Annotated in this window: 30 protein-coding genes and 1 other RNA gene; 21 read left to right on the plus strand and 10 right to left on the minus strand. The window is 69.5% G+C overall.

What is annotated here, in order from left to right; translation table 11 throughout:
* Positions 1–131 precede the first annotated feature (131 nt).
* Both EFL95_RS06230 and prfB read left to right on the plus strand, forming a co-directional pair.
* A complete protein-coding gene (locus EFL95_RS06230) occupies positions 132–2,084 on the plus strand; it encodes a hypothetical protein (protein ID WP_123233179.1) in 1,953 nt (650 codons plus the stop codon).
* Between the two features lie 94 nt (positions 2,085–2,178).
* Complete coding sequence (gene prfB, locus EFL95_RS06235) at positions 2,179–3,288, plus strand: peptide chain release factor 2 (RefSeq protein ID WP_123233180.1); 1,110 nt, start codon at positions 2,179–2,181, stop codon at positions 3,286–3,288.
* Here prfB and EFL95_RS06240 read toward each other — a convergent pair.
* Positions 3,285–3,896 (minus strand): hypothetical protein, encoded by a 612-nt coding sequence (locus tag EFL95_RS06240; RefSeq protein ID WP_123233181.1) that lies wholly within the window; start codon positions 3,894–3,896, stop codon positions 3,285–3,287. The two genes, prfB and EFL95_RS06240, sit on opposite strands and share 4 nt — an antisense overlap.
* Positions 3,897–4,000: 104 nt before the next feature.
* On the opposite strand from EFL95_RS06240, the gene ftsE reads away from it, so the two are divergent.
* From ftsE to EFL95_RS06285, 9 genes are all read left to right on the plus strand, one after another.
* Positions 4,001–4,690, plus strand: a complete 690-nt coding sequence (gene ftsE / locus EFL95_RS06245) for a cell division ATP-binding protein FtsE (RefSeq protein ID WP_123233182.1) — start codon at positions 4,001–4,003, stop codon at positions 4,688–4,690.
* A 13-nt stretch (positions 4,691–4,703) separates the two neighbouring features.
* A complete protein-coding gene (ftsX, locus tag EFL95_RS06250) occupies positions 4,704–5,624 on the plus strand; it encodes a permease-like cell division protein FtsX (RefSeq protein WP_123233183.1) in 921 nt (306 codons plus the stop codon).
* 119 nt (positions 5,625–5,743) lie between these two features.
* Positions 5,744–6,952 (plus strand): M23 family metallopeptidase, encoded by a 1,209-nt coding sequence (locus tag EFL95_RS06255; protein WP_123233184.1) that lies wholly within the window; start codon positions 5,744–5,746, stop codon positions 6,950–6,952.
* A 26-nt stretch (positions 6,953–6,978) separates the two neighbouring features.
* Complete coding sequence (smpB, locus tag EFL95_RS06260; protein ID WP_123233185.1) at positions 6,979–7,455, plus strand: SsrA-binding protein SmpB; 477 nt, start codon at positions 6,979–6,981, stop codon at positions 7,453–7,455.
* The gene (locus tag EFL95_RS06265; RefSeq protein WP_123233186.1) at positions 7,452–8,321 is read left to right on the plus strand and encodes an amidohydrolase family protein; all 870 of its coding nucleotides are present in this window, start codon (positions 7,452–7,454) and stop codon (positions 8,319–8,321) included. Before smpB ends, EFL95_RS06265 begins: the two co-directional genes overlap by 4 nt.
* Positions 8,322–8,333: 12 nt before the next feature.
* A complete protein-coding gene (locus EFL95_RS19420) occupies positions 8,334–9,710 on the plus strand; it encodes a M10 family metallopeptidase domain-containing protein (protein ID WP_183407062.1) in 1,377 nt (458 codons plus the stop codon).
* A gap of 50 nt (positions 9,711–9,760) precedes the next feature.
* Positions 9,761–10,133: a transfer-messenger RNA gene (gene ssrA / locus EFL95_RS06275) on the plus strand.
* Between the two features lie 57 nt (positions 10,134–10,190).
* Positions 10,191–10,967, plus strand: coding sequence for an SDR family NAD(P)-dependent oxidoreductase (locus EFL95_RS06280; RefSeq protein WP_123233187.1), 777 nt, complete (start codon positions 10,191–10,193; stop codon positions 10,965–10,967).
* A complete protein-coding gene (locus tag EFL95_RS06285) occupies positions 10,967–11,701 on the plus strand; it encodes a type 1 glutamine amidotransferase domain-containing protein (protein ID WP_123233188.1) in 735 nt (244 codons plus the stop codon). The genes EFL95_RS06280 and EFL95_RS06285 overlap by 1 nt, the downstream gene beginning before the upstream one ends.
* On the opposite strand, the gene EFL95_RS06290 is transcribed toward EFL95_RS06285, so the two are convergent.
* The 3 genes from EFL95_RS06290 to EFL95_RS06300 are packed head-to-tail and all read right to left on the minus strand — an operon-like array spanning position 11,698 to position 13,299.
* Complete coding sequence (locus EFL95_RS06290; protein ID WP_123233189.1) at positions 11,698–12,486, minus strand: MBL fold metallo-hydrolase; 789 nt, start codon at positions 12,484–12,486, stop codon at positions 11,698–11,700. The two genes, EFL95_RS06285 and EFL95_RS06290, sit on opposite strands and share 4 nt — an antisense overlap.
* 16 nt (positions 12,487–12,502) lie before the next feature.
* Positions 12,503–12,958 (minus strand): SRPBCC family protein, encoded by a 456-nt coding sequence (locus EFL95_RS06295; protein WP_123233190.1) that lies wholly within the window; start codon positions 12,956–12,958, stop codon positions 12,503–12,505.
* Positions 12,955–13,299: an ArsR/SmtB family transcription factor gene (locus tag EFL95_RS06300; RefSeq protein WP_123233191.1), complete on the minus strand. Its 345-nt coding sequence runs from the start codon at positions 13,297–13,299 to the stop codon at positions 12,955–12,957. Before EFL95_RS06300 ends, EFL95_RS06295 begins: the two co-directional genes overlap by 4 nt.
* A gap of 56 nt (positions 13,300–13,355) precedes the next feature.
* Here EFL95_RS06300 and EFL95_RS06305 point away from each other — a divergent pair, with 56 nt between their 5' ends.
* Positions 13,356–14,543 (plus strand): benzoate/H(+) symporter BenE family transporter, encoded by a 1,188-nt coding sequence (locus tag EFL95_RS06305; protein WP_123233192.1) that lies wholly within the window; start codon positions 13,356–13,358, stop codon positions 14,541–14,543.
* A gap of 26 nt (positions 14,544–14,569) precedes the next feature.
* Entirely contained in the window at positions 14,570–14,980 is a 411-nt protein-coding gene (locus tag EFL95_RS06310; RefSeq protein ID WP_123233193.1) for an HIT family protein, read from the plus strand.
* Here the strand turns inward: EFL95_RS06310 and EFL95_RS06315 are convergent.
* Positions 14,947–16,014, minus strand: coding sequence for a phosphatase PAP2 family protein (locus EFL95_RS06315; protein WP_123233194.1), 1,068 nt, complete (start codon positions 16,012–16,014; stop codon positions 14,947–14,949). The genes EFL95_RS06310 and EFL95_RS06315 overlap by 34 nt on opposite strands.
* 118 nt (positions 16,015–16,132) lie before the next feature.
* Between EFL95_RS06315 and EFL95_RS06320 the strand changes: the two genes are divergently transcribed.
* Together EFL95_RS06320 and EFL95_RS06325 are read left to right on the plus strand one after the other, a co-directional pair.
* Positions 16,133–16,885: an SDR family NAD(P)-dependent oxidoreductase gene (locus EFL95_RS06320; protein WP_123233195.1), complete on the plus strand. Its 753-nt coding sequence runs from the start codon at positions 16,133–16,135 to the stop codon at positions 16,883–16,885.
* Positions 16,886–16,968: 83 nt separating this feature from the next.
* Positions 16,969–17,997, plus strand: a complete 1,029-nt coding sequence (locus EFL95_RS06325; protein WP_183407063.1) for a DUF3048 domain-containing protein — start codon at positions 16,969–16,971, stop codon at positions 17,995–17,997.
* Positions 17,998–18,010: 13 nt separating this feature from the next.
* Here EFL95_RS06325 and EFL95_RS06330 read toward each other — a convergent pair whose 3' ends face one another.
* Positions 18,011–18,718: a TetR/AcrR family transcriptional regulator gene (locus EFL95_RS06330; RefSeq protein ID WP_123233197.1), complete on the minus strand. Its 708-nt coding sequence runs from the start codon at positions 18,716–18,718 to the stop codon at positions 18,011–18,013.
* Between the two features lie 136 nt (positions 18,719–18,854).
* Between EFL95_RS06330 and EFL95_RS06335 the strand changes: the two genes are divergently transcribed.
* The 4 genes from EFL95_RS06335 (at position 18,855) to EFL95_RS06350 (ending at position 22,192) form a co-directional block, all read left to right on the plus strand.
* Positions 18,855–19,385 carry a hypothetical protein gene (locus tag EFL95_RS06335; protein WP_123233198.1) on the plus strand — a complete coding sequence of 177 codons (531 nt, stop codon included), beginning with the start codon at positions 18,855–18,857 and terminating at the stop codon, positions 19,383–19,385.
* A gap of 116 nt (positions 19,386–19,501) precedes the next feature.
* Positions 19,502–20,065, plus strand: a complete 564-nt coding sequence (locus EFL95_RS06340; RefSeq protein WP_123233199.1) for a YqgE/AlgH family protein — start codon at positions 19,502–19,504, stop codon at positions 20,063–20,065.
* Between the two features lie 35 nt (positions 20,066–20,100).
* Positions 20,101–20,382 carry a DUF3039 domain-containing protein gene (locus tag EFL95_RS06345; protein WP_123233200.1) on the plus strand — a complete coding sequence of 94 codons (282 nt, stop codon included), beginning with the start codon at positions 20,101–20,103 and terminating at the stop codon, positions 20,380–20,382.
* Positions 20,366–22,192 carry a DEAD/DEAH box helicase gene (locus EFL95_RS06350; protein ID WP_123233201.1) on the plus strand — a complete coding sequence of 609 codons (1,827 nt, stop codon included), beginning with the start codon at positions 20,366–20,368 and terminating at the stop codon, positions 22,190–22,192. The genes EFL95_RS06345 and EFL95_RS06350 overlap by 17 nt, the downstream gene beginning before the upstream one ends.
* On the opposite strand, the gene EFL95_RS06355 is transcribed toward EFL95_RS06350, so the two are convergent.
* Positions 22,173–22,637 (minus strand): Lrp/AsnC family transcriptional regulator, encoded by a 465-nt coding sequence (locus tag EFL95_RS06355; protein WP_123233202.1) that lies wholly within the window; start codon positions 22,635–22,637, stop codon positions 22,173–22,175. The genes EFL95_RS06350 and EFL95_RS06355 overlap by 20 nt on opposite strands.
* An 81-nt stretch (positions 22,638–22,718) precedes the next feature.
* On the opposite strand from EFL95_RS06355, the gene hppD reads away from it, so the two are divergent.
* Together hppD and EFL95_RS06365 are read left to right on the plus strand one after the other, a co-directional pair.
* Positions 22,719–23,951, plus strand: a complete 1,233-nt coding sequence (gene hppD, locus EFL95_RS06360) for a 4-hydroxyphenylpyruvate dioxygenase (protein ID WP_123233203.1) — start codon at positions 22,719–22,721, stop codon at positions 23,949–23,951.
* A 13-nt stretch (positions 23,952–23,964) separates the two neighbouring features.
* Positions 23,965–24,357, plus strand: a complete 393-nt coding sequence (locus tag EFL95_RS06365; RefSeq protein WP_123233204.1) for a hypothetical protein — start codon at positions 23,965–23,967, stop codon at positions 24,355–24,357.
* A 1-nt stretch (position 24,358) separates the two neighbouring features.
* On the opposite strand, the gene EFL95_RS19425 is transcribed toward EFL95_RS06365, so the two are convergent.
* From EFL95_RS19425 to EFL95_RS06375, 3 genes are read right to left on the minus strand one after another with little or no spacing between them, the layout of a single operon-like run.
* Positions 24,359–24,499 carry a hypothetical protein gene (locus EFL95_RS19425; RefSeq protein WP_183407064.1) on the minus strand — a complete coding sequence of 47 codons (141 nt, stop codon included), beginning with the start codon at positions 24,497–24,499 and terminating at the stop codon, positions 24,359–24,361.
* 56 nt (positions 24,500–24,555) lie between these two features.
* Positions 24,556–24,831, minus strand: coding sequence for a DUF4873 domain-containing protein (locus EFL95_RS06370; RefSeq protein WP_123233205.1), 276 nt, complete (start codon positions 24,829–24,831; stop codon positions 24,556–24,558).
* Positions 24,828–25,517, minus strand: a complete 690-nt coding sequence (locus EFL95_RS06375) for a TetR/AcrR family transcriptional regulator (protein WP_123233206.1) — start codon at positions 25,515–25,517, stop codon at positions 24,828–24,830. Before EFL95_RS06375 ends, EFL95_RS06370 begins: the two co-directional genes overlap by 4 nt.
* Between the last annotated feature and the right edge of the window lie 61 nt (positions 25,518–25,578).

Consider the following 25,578-nt stretch of genomic DNA (forward strand, 5'->3'; position numbering starts at 1 on the left):
CGGGCTGTCTAGCGGGTTATATACGGACCTGTCCAGGTCCCATGAATCGCTCGTTGAGCCGTTCGATTCTTGGCACCAACGCACCCTTGAGCCCTCCTCGGGGACGGCTTTCCCCCTCCCAAGGAGTAAGCATGCCCAAGCACGCCTCCCGGCCGCAGCGCGGCCGATTCGGGCGCACGAGGTCGGTCGTCATCGCCGGAGCGCTGGTCGCGTCCGTCGTGGCGATCCTCGGCCCGGCGACCGCGACCACCACCGTCACGGGCGGTGACGCGGGGACGAACCCGCCGGTCGTCCGCAACGACTCGGCGACCGTCAACGTCGACGTCAGCGCGCTCACCTACTTCAAGACCGCCACGGTCGCGAACATCGCGAACACCGCGTACACGGCGTCCTCGCTGAACACGCTCAAGGCGCTGAACCTGAGCAACCTGCTGTGCAAGGGCAACCTGCCCGGCACCGGAACCGACAACTCCGCGCGGACCGTCGTCTCCGTGACCGACCCGAACAACACGGTCGTCGCCACGGCGACCAGCCCGGCCCGGGACGTCAGCATTCTCGGCAACGGCAACCCGATCGCCACCCAGCCCGCGCCGAGCGCCGCCAACTACATCGGCGACTACACCGGTACCGGCACCCACGGCCTCTCGCTCAACGTGAGCCTGGCCGGGAAGCCGTCCGGTACGTACACGGTCACGACGACCAACTACAACACCATCCGCTACCGCTCGACCGGTACCGGTGGCCAGACCACCCCGTGCGTGATCGGTGTCCCGGACCCGGCCAACGGCAACAAGTCCGTGATCCCCGGCCCGGTCACCACCACCACCACGTTCATCTACCGGCCGTGGCAGGAGCAGTTCACCGACGTCTTCGGCAACGGCAAGGTCCAGGCGAACGTGATCCCGCGGGAGAACAAGTTCACCGTCGGCACCCAGGTCACGCCGATCTACGCCGGCACCCCGGAGAACACCACGTTCTACGCGCTGCCGAACGCGGCGAGCTTCTCGCTCCCGAGCGACCCGGCCGCGTGTGCCGCCAACCCGGCCTCCTGCCTGCCGTCCACGGCGGTCAAGGTCGAGCCCGGTCCCGGCGTCACGCCGCGGATCATGATCATCAACGAGCCGCAGGGCAAGGCGCCGACCGCGCCCAACGGTCTCGTCGGTGTGTTCGACCTCGACAGCCAGGCGTTCATCGCCGTGGCCAAGGTCAACGGCTCGCAGCGGACCCTGACGTCGCTCGGTACTGATCTCGATGCGCAGTACAAGGCGGCGCTGACCAAGCTGGCCACGCAGGCCGCGGCCAAGGGCATCGACATCAACACGCTGCTCGCGACCAAGGTCAAGGTCAACAACGGCCAGTACGAGACCTCGTTGAGCCTGCTCGACGCGCTGCAGATCGACCCGTCGACGACGCAGCACGGGGTCCAGATCGTCTCCGACGCCACGGCGCAGGCCGGTCTGATCCTGGGCATCTACATCGACTCGGTCCCGAACGGCTGCCTCGCGGCGAAGTCGGCGACGAACACCTCGGCCACGCCGCGGTTCGCCCCGACTGCTCCGTACGGCTGGACGGTCGAGCGGTCCGACCTGATCCCGGACGTGCCGGCTGCCGGCCCGCTCGGAACCATCGCCGGTGGCCCGGTCTTCCACATCTTCGGCAAGATGCGGACGCCGGCCCAGGGTGCTCTGACGGACACGTTCAGCGCCGTTCTCGGTGCTGACACGGCGGCCAACGAGCCGAACGGGTACCCGGTCTGGTTGGAGCCGTTCGTGGCCGCTGGTGCGGTCAGCGCTCCGCGCAGCTTCGAGTTCCTCGGCACGGCCACCTGGTCGGCGTCGGAGACCCCGCTGCTGGGCAGCTGCCTGGTGGTCGACTTCATGCTCGGCACCGGTGTGGCGGTCTACAACAACCCGCTCGGGGTGACGGTCGCGCAGCTGCTCTCGCCGCTGTACAAGCCGTCGGCCCAGGGTGCCCAGCTGAACGCAGCGCTGAAGTCGGCGCTGCAGCAGGCGACGGACCCGGTCACCACCAACCCGCAGGTGTCGGCTCTGCTGACGCAGATCCTCGGGACCCTGCCGATCTGATCGGCACGTAGCAAGGGCCGCGGGCCGGGTGGGAATGATCCCACCCGGCCCGCGGTGCGTTCCGGTGCGGTCCTGACCGGTAACCTTGCTCCTCGTGGCACAACGCGACTACGACTCCGAGATCAAGCAGCTCCAGGCGACCATGAGCACCATCGAGAAGGTCCTGGACCTGGACTCGATGCGCGCCGAGATCGCCGACCTCGGCGTGCAGGTCGCTGCCCCCGACCTCTGGGACGACCAGGCCAACGCGCAGAAGGTCACGGGCCGCCTCTCGGCCCTGCAGGGCGAGGTCGAGCGGTTCACTTCCCTGTCCGACCGCATCGAGGACGTCGAGACGCTGGTGGAGCTCGGGAACGAGGAGGGTGACGCCGACTCGCTCGCCGAGGCGGAGGCTGAGCTCGACCGGATCGCGAAGTCCGTCGAGGCGCTCGAGGTGCGCACCCTGCTGAACGGTGAGTACGACGCCCGCGAGGCGATCGTGACGATCCGCTCCGGCGCCGGTGGCGTCGACGCCGCGGACTTCGCCGAGATGCTGATGCGGATGTACACCCGCTGGGCCGAGCGCAACAAGTACGGCGTCGAGGTCTTCGACGTCTCCTACGCCGAGGAGGCCGGCATCAAGTCGGCCGAGTTCGCGGTGCACGCGCCGTACGCCTACGGCACGCTCTCGGTCGAGGCCGGCACCCACCGGCTGGTGCGGATCAGCCCGTTCGACAACCAGGGCCGCCGCCAGACCAGCTTCGCCGCCGTCGAGGTGGTGCCGCAGCTCGAGCAGACCGACGAGATCGAGATCGACGAGAACGACATCCGCACCGACGTCTTCCGCTCCGGCGGCCCCGGCGGCCAGTCGGTCAACACCACCGACTCCGCGGTCCGGCTCACGCACATCCCGACCGGCATCGTGGTCTCCTGCCAGAACGAGAAGTCGCAGCTGCAGAACAAGGCCTCGGCGATGGTGGTCCTCAAGGCCAAGCTGCTCGCCAAGAAGAAGGCCGAGGAGGCGGCGCTCAAGAAGGACCTGAAGGGCGACGTCGCCGCGTCCTGGGGCGACCAGATGCGCAGCTACGTTCTCAACCCGTACCAGATGGTCAAGGACCTGCGCACCGAGTTCGAGTCGGGCAACCCGCAGTCGGTGCTCGACGGCGAGATCGACGGCTTCCTCGAGGCCGGGATCCGCTGGCGCCGCGGCGCCGAGGCCAGCTAGTCGCTCGTCCGCCCGGCGTTCAGCGCGCTCGCGACGCTGACACACCACCGGTCGGTCCGCGCCCGCAGGGAGGTCGAGACGGGTCCGGTGACCTCGCAGGTCAGCCAGGTGTCCCCGAACAGTCCGGCCCGCCGGATCCGCTGCACCCCGGGGGCGACGCGGCAGGTCTGCACGACCGACGGCGTGCCGAAGAGCCTGCTCGCCGTACCGCGGCACCCGTGCTCCTGGCCGGCGCGGCGCACCAGCCCGGTGGCGAACGTCGGCCGCACCGGTTGCGCGAACACCCACGCCCGGGCCGCGCGCCGGTGCGGTCCGAACCACGCGCAGCCGAACTCGTGGCCGATCTGGCGCCCGGCCTCGCGGAGCCGGTCGCCGTTGCGCCAGGAGCGGGACAGCGTCGGCCCGGCGCCCAGCGCGGAGCGCACCGCGGTCCGCGGGACCAGGTCGCAGAAGGCCACCCGGACGACCCGCATCGAGCCCGCGTCCAGACGGGCGATCGACGTCGGAGTCGTGGTCGGCTTCGCGGCGGGGGTCTGGTCGCCGCCGCACCCGGTCAGCACCAGAGCCAGGATCAGCCCCAGGAGGGCGGTCGGGCGGAGCAGGCGCATGCGCGAAGGCTAGACGAGAGCGGTGCTTCCGCGAGAAATGGGCCACACACCGCGCCCGTGCCTGCTCCGATCCTCTTGGCGGACGACCTAGACTCGCCAGCACTGTGATCCGTTTCGAGAATGTCTCCACGACCTACCCGGGCCAGAACCGGGCCGCTCTGGGCAACGTGAACGTCGACATCGAGAAGGGGGAGTTCGTCTTCCTCGTCGGTGCCTCCGGCTCGGGCAAGTCCACCTTCCTCCGGCTGGTGCTGCGCGAGGCGCGCCCCAACCACGGCCGCGTCTACGTGGCCGGCAAGGAGATCAACCGGATGGCGAGCTGGAAGGTCCCGGCGCTGCGTCGCAAGATCGGCACCGTCTTCCAGGACTTCCGGCTGCTGCCGAACAAGACCGTTGCCGAGAACGTCGCGTTCGCGCTCCAGGTGATCGGCAAGCCGAAGAGCCACATCAACCTCGTCGTCCCGGAGACGCTCGAGCTGGTCGGCCTCGAGGGCAAGGGCGACCGCATGCCCGACGAGATCTCCGGCGGCGAGCAGCAGCGCGTCGCGATCGCGCGCGCGTTCGTGAACCGGCCGCAGATCCTGATCGCCGACGAGCCCACCGGAAACCTCGACCCGGAGACCAGCGTCGGCATCATGAAGCTGCTCGACCGGATCAACCGCACCGGCACGACCGTGCTGATGGCGACCCACGACGCCGGCATCGTCGACCAGATGCGCAAGCGCGTGATCGAACTTTCCGACGGAACCGTGGTCCGGGACCAGTCCCGCGGCGTCTACGGCTTCCAGCACTGAGGGGCCTGGCTCGATGCAACTGAAGTACGTCTTCTCGGAAACCGGCAACGGCCTGAAGCGCAACGTCTCCATGACGATCGCGCTCGTCGTCACCATCTTCATCTCCCTGACCCTGGTCGGGCTGGGTCTGCTCCTGAACGCCCAGGCGAACAAGGCGGAGGACTACTGGGGCAGCAAGCTCCAGATCAGTGTCGTCCTCTGCAACCAGAACTCGCGCAGCCCGCACTGCACCTCGGGAGAGACGAACCCGGCCCAGCAGGCTGCGATCGTCGACATCCTCAACACCCACCCCGAGGTCGCGTCCTACTCGTACGAGACCAAGGCGCAGGCGTTCAAGACCTGGAAGAAGATCTACGTCTCCAAGGACGCCGAGGAGCGGCAGATCTACGCCGCGGTCACCGAGAACGACATGCAGAACAGCTACCGCGTCACGCTGAAGGACCCGCAGCAGTACCGCGGTGTGGAGTCCGCGCTGTCCGGGATGGACGGGGTCGACAAGGTCAACGACCTGCGTGACGTGCTGCAGCCGATCCTGACCACCTTCAACAAGATGAAGTGGGGCGCCCTGGTCGTCGCGGCCTTCCTGCTGCTGGCAGCCGTGCTCCAGGTGTCGAACGCGATCCGCCTGGCCGCGTTCGCACGACGCAAGGAGATCGGCATCATGCGCCTGGTCGGCGCGTCGAACCTCTACATCTCCTTGCCGTTCCTGATGGAGACGTTGGTGGCCGCCGTCATCGGCGTTGCCGGTGCCGCCCTCGCCGTCGGCGGGGTCATGTACTTCTTCGTGTACGGCAATCTGAGGCCAGATCTGCACGTCGTGGAGTGGGTCAGCTGGCGCGATGCCGGGACGGCCCTCGCCGAGGTCGCCGCGCTCGGGATCCTCGCGACCCTGATTCCGACACTCGTGACGACACGCAAATACCTCAAAGTCTGACTCCGGTCCGCTACGGTCACACAAGTTCACTTCTTCCCCAGTAATGAACAGGTCGGCCCGTGGCGCGAAACCTTCCCCGAACGCACCGCACCCGCCGCTTGGTCCGCAGGACCGCGGCTGTGCTGGCGACCGCTGCACTCCTCGGCGCCCCGGTCCTCTCCGGTGCGCAGGCTGACGACCTGCACGACAAGAACAAGCGGCAGCACAACCACGTCAGGTCGCTCGAGGCGGACCTGGACGACTCCAGCCGGGCGCTGGCCACGGCGTACAAGAACTTGAAGACGGCCCAGACCAAGCTCGCCTCGGCCCAGCAGACGCTGGCCCAGACCCAGGGCCAGCTCACCGCGGCGCGCGTCCTCGACGCCCAGATGCAGGCGAAGCTGATCAAGGCACAGGCGGCGCTGACCAAGGCCCAGAGCGACCTGAAGACCGGGATCGCGAACGTGAAGCGGCAGCGCGCGGACATCGGTCGGCTCGCCGCTGAGAACTACCAGATCGGTGACCCGCGCCTGCTCCGCTTCACCGCGATCGTCGACGCCCAGAGCCCGGACGAGCTGGCCACGCAGTTCAACACCATCGACAACCTGATGGACAAGCAGACCTCGATGTTCGACCACCTCAAGGCGGCGGAGGCGCTGCTGCGGGTGCAGAAGGACAAGGTCGCGGCGTACCAGGGGGTCGTCGCGGACCAGCGCCAGGCCGCAGCGGTGAACCTCGCGCGCAAGAACGCGCTGGAGAAGAAGGCCGCTGCCTACTCGGCCCAGGTCGCCTCGCTGGTCTTCCAGCGGCAGAAGTCGGCGGCGTGGGCGGCGAAGGTGAAGAAGTCCGACGCCCGCAAGCTGGCCCGCTCCAAGAAGGAGGAGGAGCGGATCAAGCAGATCATCCTCGCCCGGGCGCGCCACCAGCACGGCGGCTACAGCGGCGGCCACAAGGGCTTCCTGATCATGCCGGTGCGCAACACCTACGTGACCTCGCCGTACGGCTGGCGCAAGCACCCGATCTACGGCTACTGGGGCCTGCACGACGGGGACGACTTCCACGCTCCGTGCGGTGTCCCGCTGCTGGCCGGCCGGAGCGGCACGGTCATCCAGGAGTACTACTCCGACGTGTGGGGCAACCGCCTCTACCTCGACGTCGGCAAGTTCAACGGCAAGCCGGTGACGCTGATCTACAACCACATCAGCTCCTACAAGGCGCGCACCGGCCAACAGGTCCGGACCGGTCAGATCGTCGCCTACGCCGGCACCACCGGGTGGTCCACCGCCTGCCACCTGCACTTCACCGTGCTGGTGAACGGCACCGCCGTGGACCCCATGCAGTTTTTCTAGTTGCCAGGGCTGAGAGACTTCTCGCTATGCCCAAGGAGCAGGGGCGCAAGCTGATTGCGCAGAACCGCAAGGCGCGGCACGACTTCCACGTCGACGACACCTACGAGGCCGGGCTGGTCCTCGTCGGTACCGAGGTGAAGTCGTTGCGCGCCGGTCGGGCGACCCTCGGCGACGGCTTCGCGGAGATCCACGACGGTGAGGCCTTCCTGCACGGTGTGCACATCCCCGAGTACACCCAGGGGACCTGGACCAACCACGAGCCCCGCCGCGTCCGCAAGCTGCTGCTGAACCGGCACGAGATCGACAAGATCGAGAGCAAGATCAAGGAGCGCGGCTTCACGCTGGTCCCGCTGTCGATGTACTTCAAGGACGGCCGCGCCAAGGTCGAGCTCGGTCTCGCACGCGGCAAGAAGACGTACGACAAGCGCCACGCGCTGGCCGAGCGTCAGGCCAATCGCGAGAAGCAGCAGGCCGTCGGGCGCCGGCTCAAGGGCATGGATTGAGCGACGTCCTCGACCGGCTGGGCATCCCGGGCCTCTTCGACGTCCACGTCCACTTCCTGCCCGCGAACATCCAGGCCGCCGTCTGGCGCGAGTTCGACCAGGCCGGTCCGAAGATCGGACGGCCGTGGCCGATCCTGTACCGCGGCAGCGTCACCGAGCGCGTCGAGCAGCTGCGCTCCTTCGGGGTGCGTCGGTTCACCGCGCTCCCGTACGCGCACAAGCCCGGGGTCGCCGGGTACCTGAACGACTGGGCGGCCGGGCTCGCGGCCGAGGTGCCGGAGTGCTTGGCATCGGCCACCTTCTACCCCGAGCCGGGCGTCGGCGAGTACGTCGCGGACCTGGTCGCCGGGGGAGTCGAGGTCTTCAAGCTGCACACCCAGGTCGGGGAGTTCCTCCTCGACGACCCGCTGCTGGACCCGGCCTGGGAGCAGATCGCCGCGGCGCGGATCCCGGTCGTCACCCACGTCGGGTCGGGTCCGGTGGGCAACGCCTTCACCGGGCCGCAGCACCTCGAGCGCCTGCTCGCGAAGCATCCCGACGTACGGATCGTGGTGGCGCACCTGGGCGCCCCCGAGTTCGCCGAGTTCCTCGACCTCGCCGAGCGCAACGAGCACACCTACCTGGACACCACGATGGTGTTCACCGAGTTCTTCGTCCCGTTCCCGCCGGCCCTGGTGCCCCGGCTGACCGGGCTCGGCGACAAGATCCTCTACGGCAGCGACTTCCCGAACCTGCCGTACGAGTACGCCCACCAGCTCGAGGGCTTGGAGCGCTTGCTGGGCTCGGCGCCCGGCCTCGACGACGACTGGCTGGCACGCGTCTGCTGGCACAATGCGGACACACTTTTCGGGGCGACGGAAATCTGATCTGATCCCTGTGTGGCCCCTCCTCCCGGGATTCGAGGCCGCCGCGCGTGCCTGGTGCTGCTGCTGGCGGTGAGCACGCTGCTGGCGTGCCCGCAGGCCGAGAGCGCGACCCGTTCCTACGTCTTCCACGCGATCCAGGGCAGCCCGTCAGAGCCGGTCCGCTGGAACCCGTGCACGGCCATCACCTACCGGATCAATCCGAACGGCGTCGCCGGGACCGCGGCGATAAACCGGGTGTGGAGCGCGGTCGCCGAGGCGTCCCGCGCGACCGGGATCCCGTTCAAGTACCTGGGCCGCACCGCGGTGGTGCCCGACGACACGTACAACCCGACCAAGGGCACCACCGCCGACCTGGTCATCACCTGGGCGCGGTCCGGTTACGGGTCGACGCGCTCGGCGATGCTGCCGAGCGACAACCGGGTCGCCGGCATCGGCGGCTACTCCACGATGCACACCAACAAGGGCTTCGAGCTGGCCCACACCGGCTACGTGGTCTTCAACTCCGGGCACGTCTTCACGATGTCGGCACGGCGGCAGTACGTGGTGGCGCTGCACGAGCTCGGCCACGTGCTCGGGCTCGGCGACGTGAGCGACGGTCGGCAGATCATGAACGGCTCGGTGCTCGCGAACGGTCCCTCGCACTACGCGACCGGTGACCTCTCCGGGCTGCACCGGCTGGGACGCAGCGCCGGCTGCCTGGTCCCGGCGCCGACGCCGAAGCCGCCGGCGGTGGTGCGCTCCGGGAACAAGGTCAGCGTGGCGACCGCGCCGGTGGTCTCGGTCTCCGGGCCGGTCACCTACGCGCTCTCCTCGCCCGAGCTCGGCACGATCGCCTCGAGCACGACACCGGACTTCACGGTCCCGCTGGACACCATCGCCGACCGCGGGTACGCCGGTCGGGCGGTCCGCTTCCAGGTGCGCGCCTCCAACCGGGTCGGCGCGACCACCAGCACGTCCTCGGACTACCGGGTCCCGGCCGCGGTGCTCACCCAGGTGCCGAAGCTGGTCGCCTCGCCCTCCAGCCTCGACCTGGTCGACCCGAAGGCCGTGCTGTCGGGGACCAGCGTCGACGTCAGCGACCGGCTCGTGGTGACCACGACGGGAACCGTGTCGATGTACAAGGAGAGTGGGCTCATCTACACCGGCGAGCTGTTCTGGCACATGCTGAACTTCGGCCTGCCCGTCTGGCAGTACGACGTCAGCGGGTTCGCGGTGGTGACCGGCGCTGGTCTGAACCGGACCGTCGACCTCTCCGGCAGCTACCGGACCTCGGCCTGGCAGCCGCCCCCGCCACCCGAGCCGACGCCGACCCCGACGCCTGATCCGACGCCTGATCCGACCGGTGATCCGACCCCGTCTCCGACGGCGGACACCACGCCCACGCCTTAACGGTTCGAACCCGTCGTCGCTCCCCGGTAGACTGGGCCCACAACTCAAGAGGGGCTGATTGGTTTCGACTAGGGATGTTAGTTCCAGGAGAAGCGGGTCGAGAAGCCAGCGTCATCTCGTAAACGTTCGCTGGAAACCAATAACTGCCAACGCTAAGCGCAGTTCCTTCGCTCTCGCCGCCTGAGCGGTGATCGAAGCGCACACCCGGGTATCCGTCTCCGGCCCGGACGTGTGCGTCATCTAGGAGACTTGCTGATCGACCTCCGTCGGGAGGGTTGATCGGGACTTAATCCCGGCTGAGCCTGTCGACGTACGTGTCCGTGCAAGCGTCGGGGCCGAGAAACGCGAACACTGCGGACTGCACCCGGAGAAGACCTGGTTCGGCGCTCAAGGACGCGGGTTCGATTCCCGCCAGCTCCACCAGCCCTCTGACGCGAAGGCCGCCCCACGGGGCGGCCTTTTCGTCGCTAGTCTCCGACCATGACTCTCACCCCGGTGCTGCGGCCGGACGTGTTCGCCGGCCGCTCGATCCTGGTCACGGGCGCGTCCTCGGGCCTCGGGGCCGCATCCGTGCGCCGCTTCGCTGCCGCCGGAGGTCGCGTCTACGCGGCGGCGCGCAACACCGAGCTGCTCGCCGAGGTTGCCGCCTCGTGCGCCGACCTGCCGGGGGAGGTCGCCTTCGGGTCGCACGACGTGACCTCGGCCGACGACTGCCGCGCCGCGGTGGCGGGCGCCGTCGCGGCGTTCGGGCGCCTGGACGTCGTGGTCAACAACGCCGGCCGGCACGACTTCCGGATCACCACCGAGGTCACCGACGAGCAGTGGGCGCACGACGTCGCGCTCAACCTGTCGGGTGCGTTCTTCGTCGCCCAAGCGGCGCTGCCACACCTGCTGGAGACCGGCGGCAACATCGTCAACGTCGCCTCGGTCGCCGCGATCATGGGGGAGGCCTACTCGGCGGCGTACACGGCCTCCAAGCACGGCATCGTCGGGCTCACCAAGGCGCTCGCCATCGAGTACCTGAACACGCCGGTCCGGGTGAACTGCGTGTGCCCCGGCGGGATGAACACCCCGCAGGTGACCACCATCGACGTGCCCGAGGGTGCCGACTGGGACCTGATCATGCGGGTCTCGGCCAAGCGCGGGCTGATGGAGGCCGATCACGTCGCGGCCGTCATCGCGTTCCTCGCCTCCGACGACGCGGCCGCCGTGCACGGCAGCATCCTGCCGGTCGACCAGGGCCACCTGGCGGGCTGATGCGCGTCCTGGTCCCGCTCCCGGACACCGACTTCGACACCACCGAGGTCGCGGTCCCCTGGAAGCTGCTCACCGAGGCCGGTCACGAGGTCGTCTTCACGACCGAGGACGGTGGGGTCGCCCCACGCTGCGACCAGCGGCTGCTCGACGGGGTGCTGTTCGGGAAGCTGGGCGCGGAGCCCGAACCGATCGCCTTCTACGAGGAGATGACCCGCTCGGCCGCCTTCGGCGCGCCGCTGTCGTGGCGCGGTCTCGACGTGACCACCTACGACGGGTTGCTGCTGCCGGGCGGTCACGCGCCGGGGATGCGGCAGTACCTCGGATCGGCCGAGCTCCAGGCGTCGATCGCACGGTTCTGGGCCACCGGCAAGCCCGTGGCGGCGATCTGCCACGGCGTGCTCGTGCTCGCCCGGAGCAAGGACGCCGATGGCCGGAGCGTGCTGGCGGAACGGCGTACGACGTGCCTGCCGAAGTACCTGGAGCGCAGCGGCTACCTGCTCACCGCCTGGAAGCTCGGCAAGTACTACCGGACCTATCCGGAGTACGTCGAGGACGAGGTCGTGGCCAACCTGGCGAACCCGGCGCAGTTCGAGCGCGGCCCGCGGGAGACCACGCGGGGCACCCGGACCGATCACACGCACGCGTTCGTGGTCGAGGACGGCAACTACGTCTCGGCACGCTGGCCGGGCGACGCCTACCTGTTCGCCGAGAAGTTCATCGCGCTGCTCGGCTAGACGTCCAGCTCGACGCTCTGGCCCGGGTCGACCCAGCTGATCCGGTCGGCGTACGTCGAGGTGGCGAGCACCGGTTCGGCCGCGGGCCGGTCCTGCTGGAAGTGCGACCAGCCCTCGTAGTGCACCGGGACGACGTGGGTCGGAGCGACCAGGTCGATCAGCGCGGCACCCTCCCGGGCGTCCATCGTGTAGCGCAGCCAGCCGGAGAGGTACCGGAAACGTACCGAGCCGAGGTGGATGAGCAGGGTGCCGATGTCGAGACGTTGCGGCACCTCGCGGAGCGCCGGGTAGAGGACGGTGTCGCCGGTGACCCAGAGCTGCCCGTGCTGCTGGCCCTCCCAGGCCAGGGCGAACCCGACGACCGGGCCGGTGATCGGGTCGCTGCCGACCACGCCGTGGCGGCAGGGGGTGGCGGTGATCGTGATCGTCGGCTTCCCCGGCGCTTCCAGGGTGGTGGTCTCCCAGGCATCCAGGCCGACGCACGCGCCGCCCAGCTTGGCGGCCGCCTTCTTGGTGGTGAAGGTCGTGCCCCACCGGGGGAGCAGCGCCTGGGCCGACGGGTCGAGGTTGTCGCCGTGGTGGTGGTGGCTGACCAGGACGGCATCGATCGGCCCGAGCTCCTCGGGCGTCACGGACGGGCCGGTGAGCTTGCGCGAGGTCGTGCCCCAGCCGAAGAAGTAACGCTTCCCGGGCGGGTCGAAGGTGGGGTCGGTGAGGATGCGCCACCCGGCGACCTCGATCAGGGCGGTGGGGCCGCCGATGTGCGTGATCCGGGCCTGGGTCATGCGCCCAGTCTGGCCGTCAGACGGCTGCGGCGTACAGCGCGAGCAGCGATCCCCAGCCGCCCTCGCCGTCGATGCTGGTGCGCAGCTCGTCGGCTGCGGTCCGGTGCCGCTCCAGTCCGCGGTGCTCCAGCTCGACCCGGGTGGCGTCGCCGTCGGCGATGAACCGGATCTCGATCTCGCTGGAGGCCTCCGGGTCGGGGTCGTAGGACCAGTGCCCGTCGAGGTGCCAGGCGAGCAGCAGGCGGTTCGGCGGGTCCCACGCGAGCACCCGGCCGGTCTCGCACTCGCTGCCGTCCTCGCCGACCTCGTACCAGCGGCCCCCGGCCACCGGCTCCATCACGAAGTCGACCGCCGGTGAGTCGCCGATCGAGTACGACGCCGGCCACCAGGTGCCGAGCTTCGCGGTGAACACCTCGAACGCGCGCTGCGGGTCGGTCGGGACGGTGATGGTCTTCTGCACCGGTGCGGTCATGTCGTCCTCTTCCTCGGGTTCTTCTCGTTGTCCGTCTCGACCGCCCGGGCGAAGGCCCGCAGCGCCGAGTCCCACATCTGGTCCAGGTAGGCACGCATCGCCTCGACCCCGTGCGGGTCGACCAGGTAGAGCCGACGGGTGCCCTGCGGCCGAACGTCGACCAGTCCCCGCTGGTGCAGCACCTTGAGGTGCTGGGAGACCGCGGGGCGGCTGATCGGGACCACGTCGGCGAGATCGCCGACCGACCGGGGCCCGTCGACGAGCAGCTCGAAGATCGCCCGACGGGTCGGATCTCCCAGCGCCTCGACGGCCAGGGCGCCGTCGGTTCGGTAAGTCGTCACGAACGGTAAGTTACAACTTACCAATGAGCAGCGCAAGAGACCGCTAGCCTCCCGCCATGGACGAGCCCGTCGAGACGCACCGCTGGCAGCCGGTCGGCGCCGGAGTCGTGGCCGCGCTGGTCGGCTTCGCGAGCTCGTTCGCCGTCGTCCTGGCCGGCCTCGAGGCCGTCGGCGCCACCCAGTCCCAGGCGGCCTCGGGACTGCTCGCGGTGTGCGTGACCCAGGCGATCGGGATCCTCTGGCTCACCTGGCGCCACCGGATCCCGCTGATGCTCGCCTGGTCCACGCCGGGCGCCGCGCTCCTCGTCAGCTCGGGTGCCAGCGAAGGCGGATGGCCCGCCGCGGTGGGCGCATTCCTGGTGGTCGGCGGCCTGATCCTGCTCACGGCGCTGTGGCCGGTGCTCGGCGACCTGATCGCCGCGATCCCGGCCCCGATCGCCCAGGCCATGCTCGCCGGGGTGCTGCTGTCGATCTGCCTGGAGCCGGTGAAGGTCTTCGCCGACCGACCCGGGCTGGTAGCGCCGATCCTCGTGGTGTGGGTGCTGCTCCTGCGCTTCGCGCGACGTCTCGCCGTCCCCGGGGCGTTCCTGGCGACGATGGTCGTGATCGCGGTGTACCTGATCCACCACGGCTCGCCGCACCTCGACCTCGCCCCGCACGTCGCGTGGACCGAGCCGACCTGGAACTGGCAGGCCGTCGTCGGCCTCGCGATCCCGCTGTACGTCGTCACGATGGCCTCGCAGAACGTGCCCGGCGTCGCGGTGCTGGCGACGTTCGGGTTCAAGGTGCCCTGGCGCGAGTCGATGACCGTCACCGGGCTCGGCACGCTGGCCGGCGCCACGGCAGGCGGGCACGCGATCAACCTGGCCGCGATCACCGCGGCGATGGTGGCCTCACCGGAGGCGGACCCGAAGCCGGAGCGGCGCTGGATCGCCGCGCACACAGGAGGCTGGACCTACCTCGTGCTCGCTGCCGTCTCGACGGCGCTGGTCGCGGTGGTCGGGGCTGCCCCGGACGGACTGATCGAGGTGGTGGCCGGGCTGGCGCTGCTCGGCACTCTGGGATCGGCGCTCAAGGGCGCGACCGAGGCGGAGGAGGGGCGCGAGGCCGCGGTCGTCACCTTCGTGGTGGCTGCCAGCACCGTCTCGTTCGGCGGGGTCGGCTCGGCGTTCTGGGCGCTCGTCGCCGGCCTGGTGGTGCACGGCCTGCTGCACGGGCCGTACTCCCTGCGCGTCCGGGTGTAGTCGGAGCCGGACGCTAGCCTCGGGCCATGTCCTGCCTGTTCTGCGACATCGCCGCGGGTGCGGTACCGGCCGACATCGTCCTGGCCGACGACGACTTCGTCGCGTTCCTCGACATCCGCCCGGTGTTCAAGGGCGACACCCTGTTGGTGCCGCGCGAGCACGTGGTCACCCTGCCCGAGCTGCCGGCCGGGCTGCGCGACGGCTTTCTCGAGCGGGCGCAGCGGCTGGCCACGGCGATGGTCGAGGGGCTGGGGGCGCAGGGCTCGTTCGTGGCGATGAACAACACCGTGTCCCAGTCGGTCCCGCACCTGCACTGCCACGTGGTGCCGCGGACCAAGGGCGACGGGTTGAAGGGCTTCTTCTGGCCGCGGACGAAGTACGCCGACGCGGCCGAGTCGGCCGACTACGCCAGCCGGGTGGCGGGCTCGCTGGGCTGAGCCTCGTCCTCGACCGGGTCCTCGTGGGTGCCGCGCTCGACGAGCCTCGGTCTCCACCCGTCCCGGTTGCCGGTGCCGAGCGCGGCGACGTACACGGCCGAGGCGCCGAGGATCGCGCCGCCGAGGGTGTCGATCGAGAAGTGCCAGCCGAAGTAGATGGTCGCCAGGACCGTCAGCGCCAGGAAGACCCACGACGTCACCCGCAGCCACTTCGCGGCGCCGATGAGGGTGAAGAACAGGCAGATCGTGACCATGATGCCGACGTGCAGCGAGGGGAACGCCGCGATCGTCTGCACGATGTGGGTGCTGTGCGGGTCGCCGCCGAGGTTCACCCCGTCAGCACCGGGGGTCGGCACCACCTTCACCCGGTCGTCCCACAGCTGCTGGATCAGCGTGGTCGTGTAGGTGTGCTTGAGGTGGGCGAAGTTCTGCGGCTGCGTGTACGCCGGCCCCAGCGTCGGCAGCGCGAAGTAGCCGATCGCCCCGAACGCCCAGCACAGCGAGACCGCGGTGACGTACCAGGACCCGGCCGCCGGGTGCCGAGTGAAGATCAGTGCGATCGCGATCGAGGCCGGGACGAGCACGATCCAGGCGACGTACACGAGCGAGAAGATCTCGGCGGCCACGGTCTGGCCGAACAACGAGTGCAGCACGTTGGCCGGGTCGTGGCCGAACCACAGCGTGTGGTCCAGGTGGCGCAGCTTGGCGTCCCAGATCGTGCCGTTGACGAACGGGACGTCGCTCTTCAGGTTGCGGAACGCCGCGTAGGAGACGTACCAGGTCGCCAGGCCGGACAGCGCGAAGACGGTGTGGCGCCGGTTCCAGCGCTCGTGCACGACCTCGCGGAACCGGGTGCGCAGGTGCTGCCAGTCCCCACGGCTGCGGCCCAGGGTGCGGGGCACGACGTCGAGCAGCCAGGCGAAGCCGAGGATCGCGGGGATCTGCAGGTACGCCGGGACGACGACGCCGTCGGGGTCGCGGATCGGCAGGTCCTCGACGGCGGAGACGATCAATGTCGCGAGGGCGAGCGCCACCGCGCAGGCCCCTCCAAACATGAAATTGGCTCGACGCACGGGGTGCAGCCTATGGCAACGCCGTCGGGTCCTAGAGTGACCCTGCTTCCCCACACCCGACTTTGAACAAGGAGCAGTCATGGGTCGTTACGACGGTCGCGTCGCGATCATCACCGGTGCCGCCCGCGGCATCGGCGCCGGCACCGCGAAGCGGTTCATCGAGGAGGGCGCCTCCGTCGCGATCTTCGACATCAACGAGGAGCAGGCGGCCGAGACCGCTGCCGGCCTGGGCGGCACCGCGATCGGCGTCGGGGTCAACGTCACCGACTCCGCCTCGGTCGAGGCAGGCGTCGCGCGCGTGCTCGCCGAGCTCGGCGGCCTGCACGTGCTGATCAACAACGCCGGCATCACCCGCGACAACCTGCTCTTCAAGCTCACCGAGGACGACTGGGACGCCGTCATGGGCGTGCACCTCAAGGGTGCCTTCCTGATGAGCAAGGCCGCGCAGAAGACGTTCGTGGACCAGAAGTACGGCAAGATCCTCAACCTCTCGAGCATCTCGGCCAACGGCAACCGCGGTCAGGCCAACTACTCGGCTGCCAAGGCCGGCGTCCAGGGCTTCACCCGGACCCTCGCGCTCGAGCTCGGCCCGTTCGGGGTGAACGTCAACGCGATCGCCCCCGGGTTCATCGCCACCGAGATGACCGACGACACCGCGCGCCGGCTGAAGATGGACGTCGACGAGTTCCGGAAGCTGAACGCCGAGGCCAACCCGGTCAAGCGGGTCGGCTTCCCCGAGGACATCGCCGCCGCGGCTGCGTTCCTGTGCAGCGACGAGGCGTCCTACATCACCGGCCAGACCCTGTACGTCGACGGCGGCGCCAAGATCTGACGGTCCCCTTATCAGGGAAAATTTGGTCCAACACGGAGGGGTCCTGGCTTGAACGCCAGGACCCCTCCGTCATGCTGGTCCGCATGATTCGTCGCTTCGGAATTCCGCTCACCACCGCTCTGATCGCCTCCCTGGCCCTCGCCGGGTGCGGAGGCGGTGGCAAGCAGGACACCGACGGCACCAAGGTCCCGGACGCGCAGAAGACCGCCGACGGCACCAAGCTCACCCAGATCTCCCCGATGACGGGTCTGAAGGTCCAGGGCGGGCTCCCGAACCACCCGGTGATGGTGGTCAAGATCGACAACACCTTCAACAGCGAGCCGCAGGTCGGGCTGAAGAGCGCCGACATGGTGGTCGAGGAGCTCGTCGAGGGCGGCATCACCCGCCTGGCGACGATGTTCTACTCCCAGCTCCCGTCGGTGGTGGGTCCGGTCCGCTCGGCGCGCGCCTCGGACATCGGCGTGATCAAGCCGGCCAACGCGGTGCTGGTCGCCAGCGGCGCTGCGACCCGGACCCAGAACCGGCTTCGTGAGGCCGGGATCGCGATGCACTTCGAGGGCTCGGTCGGGATGTACCGCGACGGCTCACGGCACGCGCCGTACAACCTCTTCATGCGGCTGCCGCGGTTCGTGACCGCCCTGCACGACAGCGCCCGTCCGACGCAGAACTACTTGCCGTGGGGGAGCGAGTCCGACTTCACCGGCGTCAGCCCCGCGACGAACATCGCGGTCAAGTTCAGCACCACCAGCACGACCCGCTTCCGCTACAGCCCGGGTGCGCACAAGTACGTGAACACCAACAGCCACGCCAGCTCCTCGGACCACTTCCTGGCCGACTCGGTGCTGGTGCTGCGGGTGCGCGAGGGCAATGCCGGCTACCACGACCCGGCCGGCAACCCGGTCCCGGAGGCGAAGTTCTTCGGCAGCGGCTCGGCCCTGCTGTTCCACAACGGCCAGGTCGTGCGCGGCTCGTGGAGCAAGCCGAAGCCGACTTCGGCGCTGACCCTGCGCACCACGGCGGGGACGTTGAAGGTTCCGGCCGGGCACGTCTGGATCGAGCTGATGCCGGCCGCCGGCCCGCTGAACGGCGCCGGGTCGGTCACCTACAACTGACCGGGCGTCCGCCCTACTCGGACCCGCCCGCGAGCAGGTCCTCGGGGTCGGGCAGCGAGACACCGCTCTCGGCGAGGGAGCGGATGCCGGCCAGGATGAACCCGATCGCGGTCTCCACCTGGGCGACCGCGACCTTCGGGTTGGCCGCCGTGCTGACGCTCTCGCCGGCGGCGGACATCGCGCCGAAGAAGATCCGGCTGAACGTCTCGAGCATCTCGCTGGACAGGTCGTAGGTGGAGGCCTCGAGGACCGCGCGCACCATCTCCTGGACCAGGCCGAAGCTGGAGCGCTCCTCCTGCTCGCGGAAGCGCTCGTAGCCGAGCACGGCCGGGCCCTCCTGGATCACCACCCGCTGGTAGCCGGGATCCTGGACGATCTCGAGGAACGCGCGCAGGCCGATCAGGGCCTTCTCCCACGGGTCCTTGGAGCCCTTCAGCGCCTTCCGGATGTGGGTGGAGGCGTCGGTCTCGATCTTCTCGAAGACCGCCTCGAAGACGGCCTGCTTGCCGCTGAAGTGGTGGTACAGCGCGCCCTTGGTGACCCGGGCGCTGCCGACGATCGCGTCCAGGCTGGTTGCTGCGTAGCCCTGCTTGGTGAACAGCTTGCTGGCCTCGTCGACCAGGGCGCGCTTGGTGGAGGCGGAGTACTGCTGCCGCCGCGAGACACCGGGAACTTTGGGCAGGTTTGAGCGGATCTTCTCCGCGGGTGAGCGCGCGGCCATACCGGGAGTCTATGACCGACTAACGGTAGGTGTGCGCAGCGTCACGGTGGTTGAACGCTGTTTTAAATTGCCTACCCATGGTCCGCTGCATACTCTGAGTACGTACCAACGGTATGTGAAAGAAAGGATGTGGACCATGACCTGGAACGCCTTCCATCACCGTGGAGAGATCCTCCAGACCGTTATCGATGCAGCGGACGCCCGTCTCGACGGCGAGCTGCCCATGAACCTGCCTGGCGTCTCGGAGACCTTCCACAGCGAGCTCGACCTGATCGGTGCCCTGTCGATCAAGTGGCACGCGCGGCTCTCCGGAAACATCGAGCGCGAGCTGATGCACCAGCCCCTGGACATCGAGGCTGCGATCATCACCGCCTGGCGCAAGACCAGTGCCGAGGCCCCGGGCATCCGGATGATCATCGACCGTTACACCGAGTCCCCGAGTGACCCGGAGATGGCCGCTGCTCTCACCCGCGCCCAGGAGAAGGAGTGGCTCAAGCTCGCTTCCGCCTCCGGCCTGTCCAACGACGAGAGCGTCGCAGCGGCCCGTGCCGGTGAGCGCGTCTCGAACAAGGCCCGGGCCGGTGCGCCGGTCGCGGCCGTCCAGACTGTCGACACCGTGGGCTCTCCCTCCCTGGTCGACCGGATCCGCGCGGTTCTCGCCGCCTGATCCAAACTCCCACGCAGATCCCCGGGCCGCCTCCCTCCCATCGGCGGTTCCGGGGATCTGTCTTTGGTTTCGACAAGCTCAACCAGCGCGGGGGGTGCGTGGTGCACCATGAAGGAATGGAGCCGGTCGCGGGGAGTCTGCTGGTCGCAGCGCCGACCCTGGCCGACCCGAACTTCGCCCGGACGATCGTGCTGCTGCTCGACGCCGGCAACGACGGTGCCCTCGGCGTCGTCCTGAACCGGCCGACCGAGCTCGCCGTCTCCTCGGTGCTGGAGCCGTGGGCCGAGGTCGTCTCCGGCCCGGACGTGCTGTTCCAGGGCGGACCGGTCGAGACCGACAGCGCGCTCGCCGTCGCTGACGTCGCCGAGTCCTGGGCCGAGGGGGAGGAGCCGGTCGGGTGGCGCCGCGTGTTCGCGAGCACCGGACTGGTCGACCTCGACGCCCCGGTCGAGCTGCTGGCCCCGGCGTTCTCGTCGTTGCGGATCTTCGCCGGGTACGCCGGCTGGTCGGCCGGACAGCTGGAGGACGAGATCGCCGAAGGCGCCTGGTACGTCGTGCCGGCCGAGGCAGGGGACCCGTTCCTGGACGACCCGTCGGGCCTGTGGTCCACCGTGCTGCGGCGCCAGGGCGGCCAGCTGGCGATGCTCGCGACGATGCCCGCCGAGCCGGGGCTGAACTGACGATCCGGCCCTCCGGCATTGCTAAGATCCCCCGGATGAGCGAGCAGTCCGAGCCCCGAGTCGGCTTCAGCACCGACGTCCTGGAGGACACCCGGGTCGTCGAAGAGCTGCAGCACCTCGAGGACGGCGACCACGAGCGCTTCTCGCACTACGTCCCCAAGGACAAGCTCATGGAGGCCATGGTCAACGGCACTCCGGTGGTCGCGCTCTGCGGCAAGGTGTGGGTACCCAGCCGGGACCCCCAGAAGTTCCCGGTGTGCCCGGACTGCAAGGAGATCTGGGAGAGCATGCAGGACGGCGATGGCCCGGACGCCTGACGACGCCCCCAAGACCACCGAACCCGACCTCTTCGACACCGCACCGGCTCCGCTCGACAAGCTCTCCCCGGCCTACCCGGCCCGGGCGGCCTGGGGCACCGTCTCCAGCCTGCGCGCCTGGCAGAGCGAGGCCATCGGCAACTACTTCGCGACCGACCCGCAGGACTTCCTCGCGGTCGCGACTCCCGGCGCGGGCAAGACGACCTTCGCGCTGACGATCGCCGCCGAGCTGCTCTCGCGGCGGATCATCGACCGGATCACCGTGGTCGCGCCCACCGAGCACCTCAAGACGCAGTGGGCGCAGGCCGCGGCGAAGGTCGGCATCCCGATCGACCCGGCGTACTCGGGCGGCAAGGGACGCACCAGCGGCGACTTCGTCGGCATCGCGGTCACCTACGCGGGTGTCGCCACGAACCCGTTGGCAATGCGGATCCGCACCGAGCGCTTCAAGACGCTGGTCATCCTCGACGAGATCCACCACGCCGGCGACGCCCTGTCCTGGGGAGAGGCGGTCCGTGAGGCGTTCGAGCCGGCCAAGCGTCGGCTCGCGCTGACCGGTACGCCGTTCCGCTCCGACGTGAACCCGATCCCGTTCGTCAGCTACGCGCCCGGACCGGACGGGATCCCGCGCTCGGCCGCCGACTTCACCTACGGCTACGGGCACGCGCTGCGCGACCACGTCGTGCGCCCGGTGCTGTTCTGGGCCTACGGCGGCGACCTGCAGTGGCGCACCCGGGCCGGCGACGAGGTCTCGGCCCGTCTCGGCGAACCGCTCACCAAGGACATGGCCGCGCACGCCCTGCGCACCGCACTCGACCCGGCCGGCTCGTGGATCGGCTCGGTGCTGGCGGCCGCTGACCAGCGCCTGACGGAGGTTCGCAGGGGAGTTCCGGACGCCGGTGGTCTGGTGATCGCCAGCGATCAGGACTCGGCTCGCGCCTACGCCGCGGTGCTGGCCAAGATCGCCGGCGAGAAGCCCGTCATCGTGCTCTCCGACGAGAAGACCTCCTCGAAGCGGATCGAGAAGTTCGCTGCCGGGGACGCGCGCTGGATGGTCGCGGTCCGGATGGTCTCCGAGGGTGTCGACGTGCCCCGGCTGGCGGTCGGTGTCTACGCGACCACGATCTCGACCCCGCTGTTCTTCGCCCAGGCCGTCGGCCGCTTCGTCCGGGCCCGCGCCCGCGGGGAGACGGCGTCGGTCTTCCTGCCCTCGAGCATGGCGCTGCTGGGCTTCGCCTCGGAGATGGAGGTCGAGCGCGACCACGTGCTCGGCCGGACCATCAACGACGAGGGCGACATCTTCGCCGCCGAGAACGCCCTGCTCGCCCAGGCCCAGGCCGGCGAGGCCGCCTCGTCCGAGGAGCTCGGTCGGTTCGAGGCGCTCGGCTCGCAGGCCACCTTCGCCCACGTCCTCTACGACGGTGCCGAGTTCGGCCACGCCGGCGAGGTGCACGTCGGCTCCGAGGAGGAGATGGACTTCCTCGGCATCCCCGGCCTGCTCGAGCCGGACCAGGTCCGCAGCCTGCTCCAGCACCGCCAGAAGCAGCGTCGCGAGAAGCAGGCCGCTGCGCCCGAGCCGGTCGAGCCCGACGAGCCGGACGTGGTCGCGCACGAACGGCTGGCGATCCTGCGACGCGAGCTCAACGGCCTGGTCGCGGCGTGGAACCACCGCACCGGCACCCCGCACGGTGTCACCCACGCGGCGCTGCGCAAGGAGTGCGGCGGGCCTGCAGCTGCGGTCGCGACGGCCGGTCAGCTCCAGGAGCGGATCGACAAGCTGCGCGAGATGGCTACGAAGAAGAGCTCCTGACCAGCAGCGGCAGGACCCGGTAGGGGACCTGGGTCGCCAGCGCGATCACCGTCGAGGAACGCACGATCCCGGGGTGCGCCAGAGCCCGGTCGATGACGGCCTGCAGGTCGGCGTTGGAGCGCGCCACCACCCGGCACCACAGGTCGCCTGCGCCGGTGATGGTGCACACCTCCAGCACCTCGGGGATGCCGGCCAGGTGGTCGCCGATCGTGTCGTGGCCGACCCCCTGGCTGATCTCCAGGGTCAGGAAGGCGGTCACCGGGTGCCCGATCGCGGCCGGATCGAGCTGCGGTGCCCAGCCGGTGATCACGCCGGTCGCCTCCAGACGCTCGAGCCGAGCCGTCACGGTGCCGCGCGCGACCTTGAGCCGGCGGGACGCCTCCAGTGCACCGATGCGCGGCTCGTCCGTGAACAATTCGAGCAGTTTGACGTCGAGATCGTCCACGGTCGCCTCCCAGATTGTGCAATGTGTTCAGCCAACACGCCGAGTGTTGCACAGAATGTCGAATTCTCGCAGGCTTGGCCCATGGTTTCGACAAGCTCAACCACCGCGATGACGTTGACCGCTGATGAGCTGAAGGCCGATCTGACCCTCGAGCAGCTGCAACAGCTGGTCGGGCTGGTCGAGTACGACGAGGACGGCGACGTCTTCCCGGTGACCGGGTGGGACGCGATCGTCTTCGTGGTCGGTAACGCCACCCAGACCGCGCACTACTACCAGTCCGCCTGGGGCATGGAGCTCGTCGCCTACTCCGGCCCCGAGAACGGCAACCGCGACCACAAGGCGTTCGTGCTGCGCTCGGGCTCGATCCGCTTCGTCGTCCAGGGCGCCGTCGACCCGGACAGCACGCTCGCCGACCACCACCGCCGGCACGGCGACGGTGTCGTCGACATCGCTCTGGAGGTCCCGGACGTCGACCGCTGCGTCGAGCAGGCCCGCAAGGTCGGCGCGACCGTCCTGGTCGAGCCGGAGATCCACACCGACGAGTTCGGCTCGGTCCGGATCGCTGCCATCGCGACGTACGGGGAGACCCGGCACACGTTGGTGCAGCGCGTCGTCGACGGCGTCCCGTACGCCGGCCCCTACCTGCCCGGCTACGTCGCGAAGTCCTCGACGCGGGTTCGCCCGGTCAACCAGCCGAAGCGGATCTTCCAGGCTCTGGACCACATCGTCGGCAACGTCGAGCTCGGCCACATGGACGAGTGGGTCGACTTCTACAACCGGGTGATGGGCTTCGTGAACATGGCCGAGTTCATCGGCGACGACATCGCCACCGACTACTCGGCGCTGATGAGCAAGGTCGTGGCCAACGGCAACCACCGCGTGAAGTTCCCGCTCAACGAGCCCGCGATCGCGAAGAAGAAGAGCCAGATCGACGAGTACCTGGAGTTCTACCGCGGCGCCGGGGCCCAGCACCTGGCGGTCGCCACGAACGACATCCTGGCCAGCGTCGACGCGCTGCGCGACAACGGCGTGGAGTTCCTCGACACCCCGGACTCCTACTACGAGGACCCGGAGCTGCGGGCCCGGATCGGCAACGTCCGGGTTCCCATCGAGGAGCTGCAGAAGCGCGGGATCCTGGTCGACCGCGACGAGGACGGCTACCTGCTGCAGATCTTCACCAAGCCGCTGGGCGACCGGCCGACGGTGTTCTTCGAGCTCATCGAGCGGCACGGCTCGCTCGGCTTCGGCAAGGGCAACTTCAAGGCGCTCTTCGAGGCGATCGAGCGGGAGCAGGACAAGCGCGGCAACCTGTAGGCAGAATGCTCCCGTGACCGATCGGGCGGAGAGCTTCGAGGAGTGGCGGGATCGCACCGCCGAACCGCGGCGCGCTCCTGTCCGGAGCTGGACCGTCCGAGAGGCGCTCGCACTCGGTGTGGGCGTGGGTCTCGGGAGCCTCGTGCTGCTGGGGCTCGGCATGACCTATCTCGGCGAGCTCACCGGTCTGGTCGCGGTCTCCGCACTGATGATGGCGGCCGTGCTCGCCTGGGTGCCTGAGAAGCACCAGCCGCTGGCCGACGTACTGTCGGTGGTCGCGCTGGTCGCCCTCGCCGGACTGTTCCGGATGCTCGCGGACGGATCGTTCGACGACGCCGTTGCCCTCGCGATCGGTGTGGCGATCGTGGCGGCGCTCAGGCTGCGCGGCTGGTACGCCCTGCGCTGAGTCAGCCTGCCTGGGCCGGGAGCTCGCAGACCCGCTCCGCGAGCGGGGCCCCGTCGCAGCAGTTCGCCTTCATGTGGCAGTGCGGGCACAGCCAGCGCGTGGAGATCGGGTCGAACGGCTGTCCGCAGTAGTCGCAAGGCACGTCTCCGACCGTACGACGGCTGGGTCCGCGTGCCCGGGTGACGCGCCGTGGAGCGCTCAGAACGGGGGAGCGCCGAGGCCGGTGACCCGGAAGCGGCCCCACGGGTCGACGTCGGACAGCCGTCCCTCGGCGGACCCGTGCGGGGTCGTGAGGGTGACGGTCGCCCCGGAGCGGTGGCGCTCGTTGAGGGCCTCGTCCGCCGCGATACGCCCGAACCAGTGGAACCGGCCGTCGATCGGCTCGAAGTGGCCGCGCAGATCGACCCGGACGGCGAGGTCCTCGATGGACGCGGGGCCGGCGTATTCCTCACCCGGCTCGTGGACCTCGGTCATCGGGCTTCCTTCTTCTTCAGCAGCGTGAGCTCGCCGCTGCCCTCGCTGGCGACGCCGTTCTCGGCTGCGAAGCCCGCGAATGCGTGCCAGATGAACGCGGCCAGGTACTCAGCCGTGGACTCCCGGCTCATGATGTCGCGGCGCAGGTACCACTCGCCGACCGAGAGCCCCATCCCGATCAGGCCGTGCGCCCACGGCTCCGCGGCGGCCGCGTCGACGTTGAGGCGGCGCAGGGTGTCGCCCATCATCTTGGCCATCGTCGCGGCGATGAGCTCCTTGCCATCGGCCAGCGGGTCATCGGCGCTGCGGTGCTCGACCAGGAGCAGGAAGACCTGCGGGTGCTCCTCGAGGACCTCCAGGTAGGCGTCGCAGCCTGCGTAGATCCGCTCGCGCATCGACCCGGTCGAGGTCAGGGCCGGGAGCAGCTGCTCGACGACCATCTCCGCGCCCCACTGGCCGACCGCGCGGTAGAGGTCGTCCTTGTCGGAGAAGTAGCGGTAGAGGACCGGCTTGCTGACCCCGGCCGACTGGGCGATCTCCGCGATCGAGGCGCCCGAGCCGTGGGTGTCGATGGCGTCGACCGCGGCCGCCACCAGCTCGGCCCGCCGGGACTCGCGATGGTCGTCCCAGCGGGTGCTGCGACCGTCGCCGTCCCTGGGGGAGGGGTCCTTGACTCGGCTTGCCATGTGGGTCACAGTACAGGAGTAGGCGTTACTTGAAGTAACAGACACTTCACGAGGAGCTCGG

Origin of the sequence: Nocardioides marmorisolisilvae (assembly GCF_003725775.1) — a bacterium.
Taxonomy (GTDB): Bacteria; Actinomycetota; Actinomycetes; order Propionibacteriales; family Nocardioidaceae; genus Marmoricola; species Marmoricola marmorisolisilvae.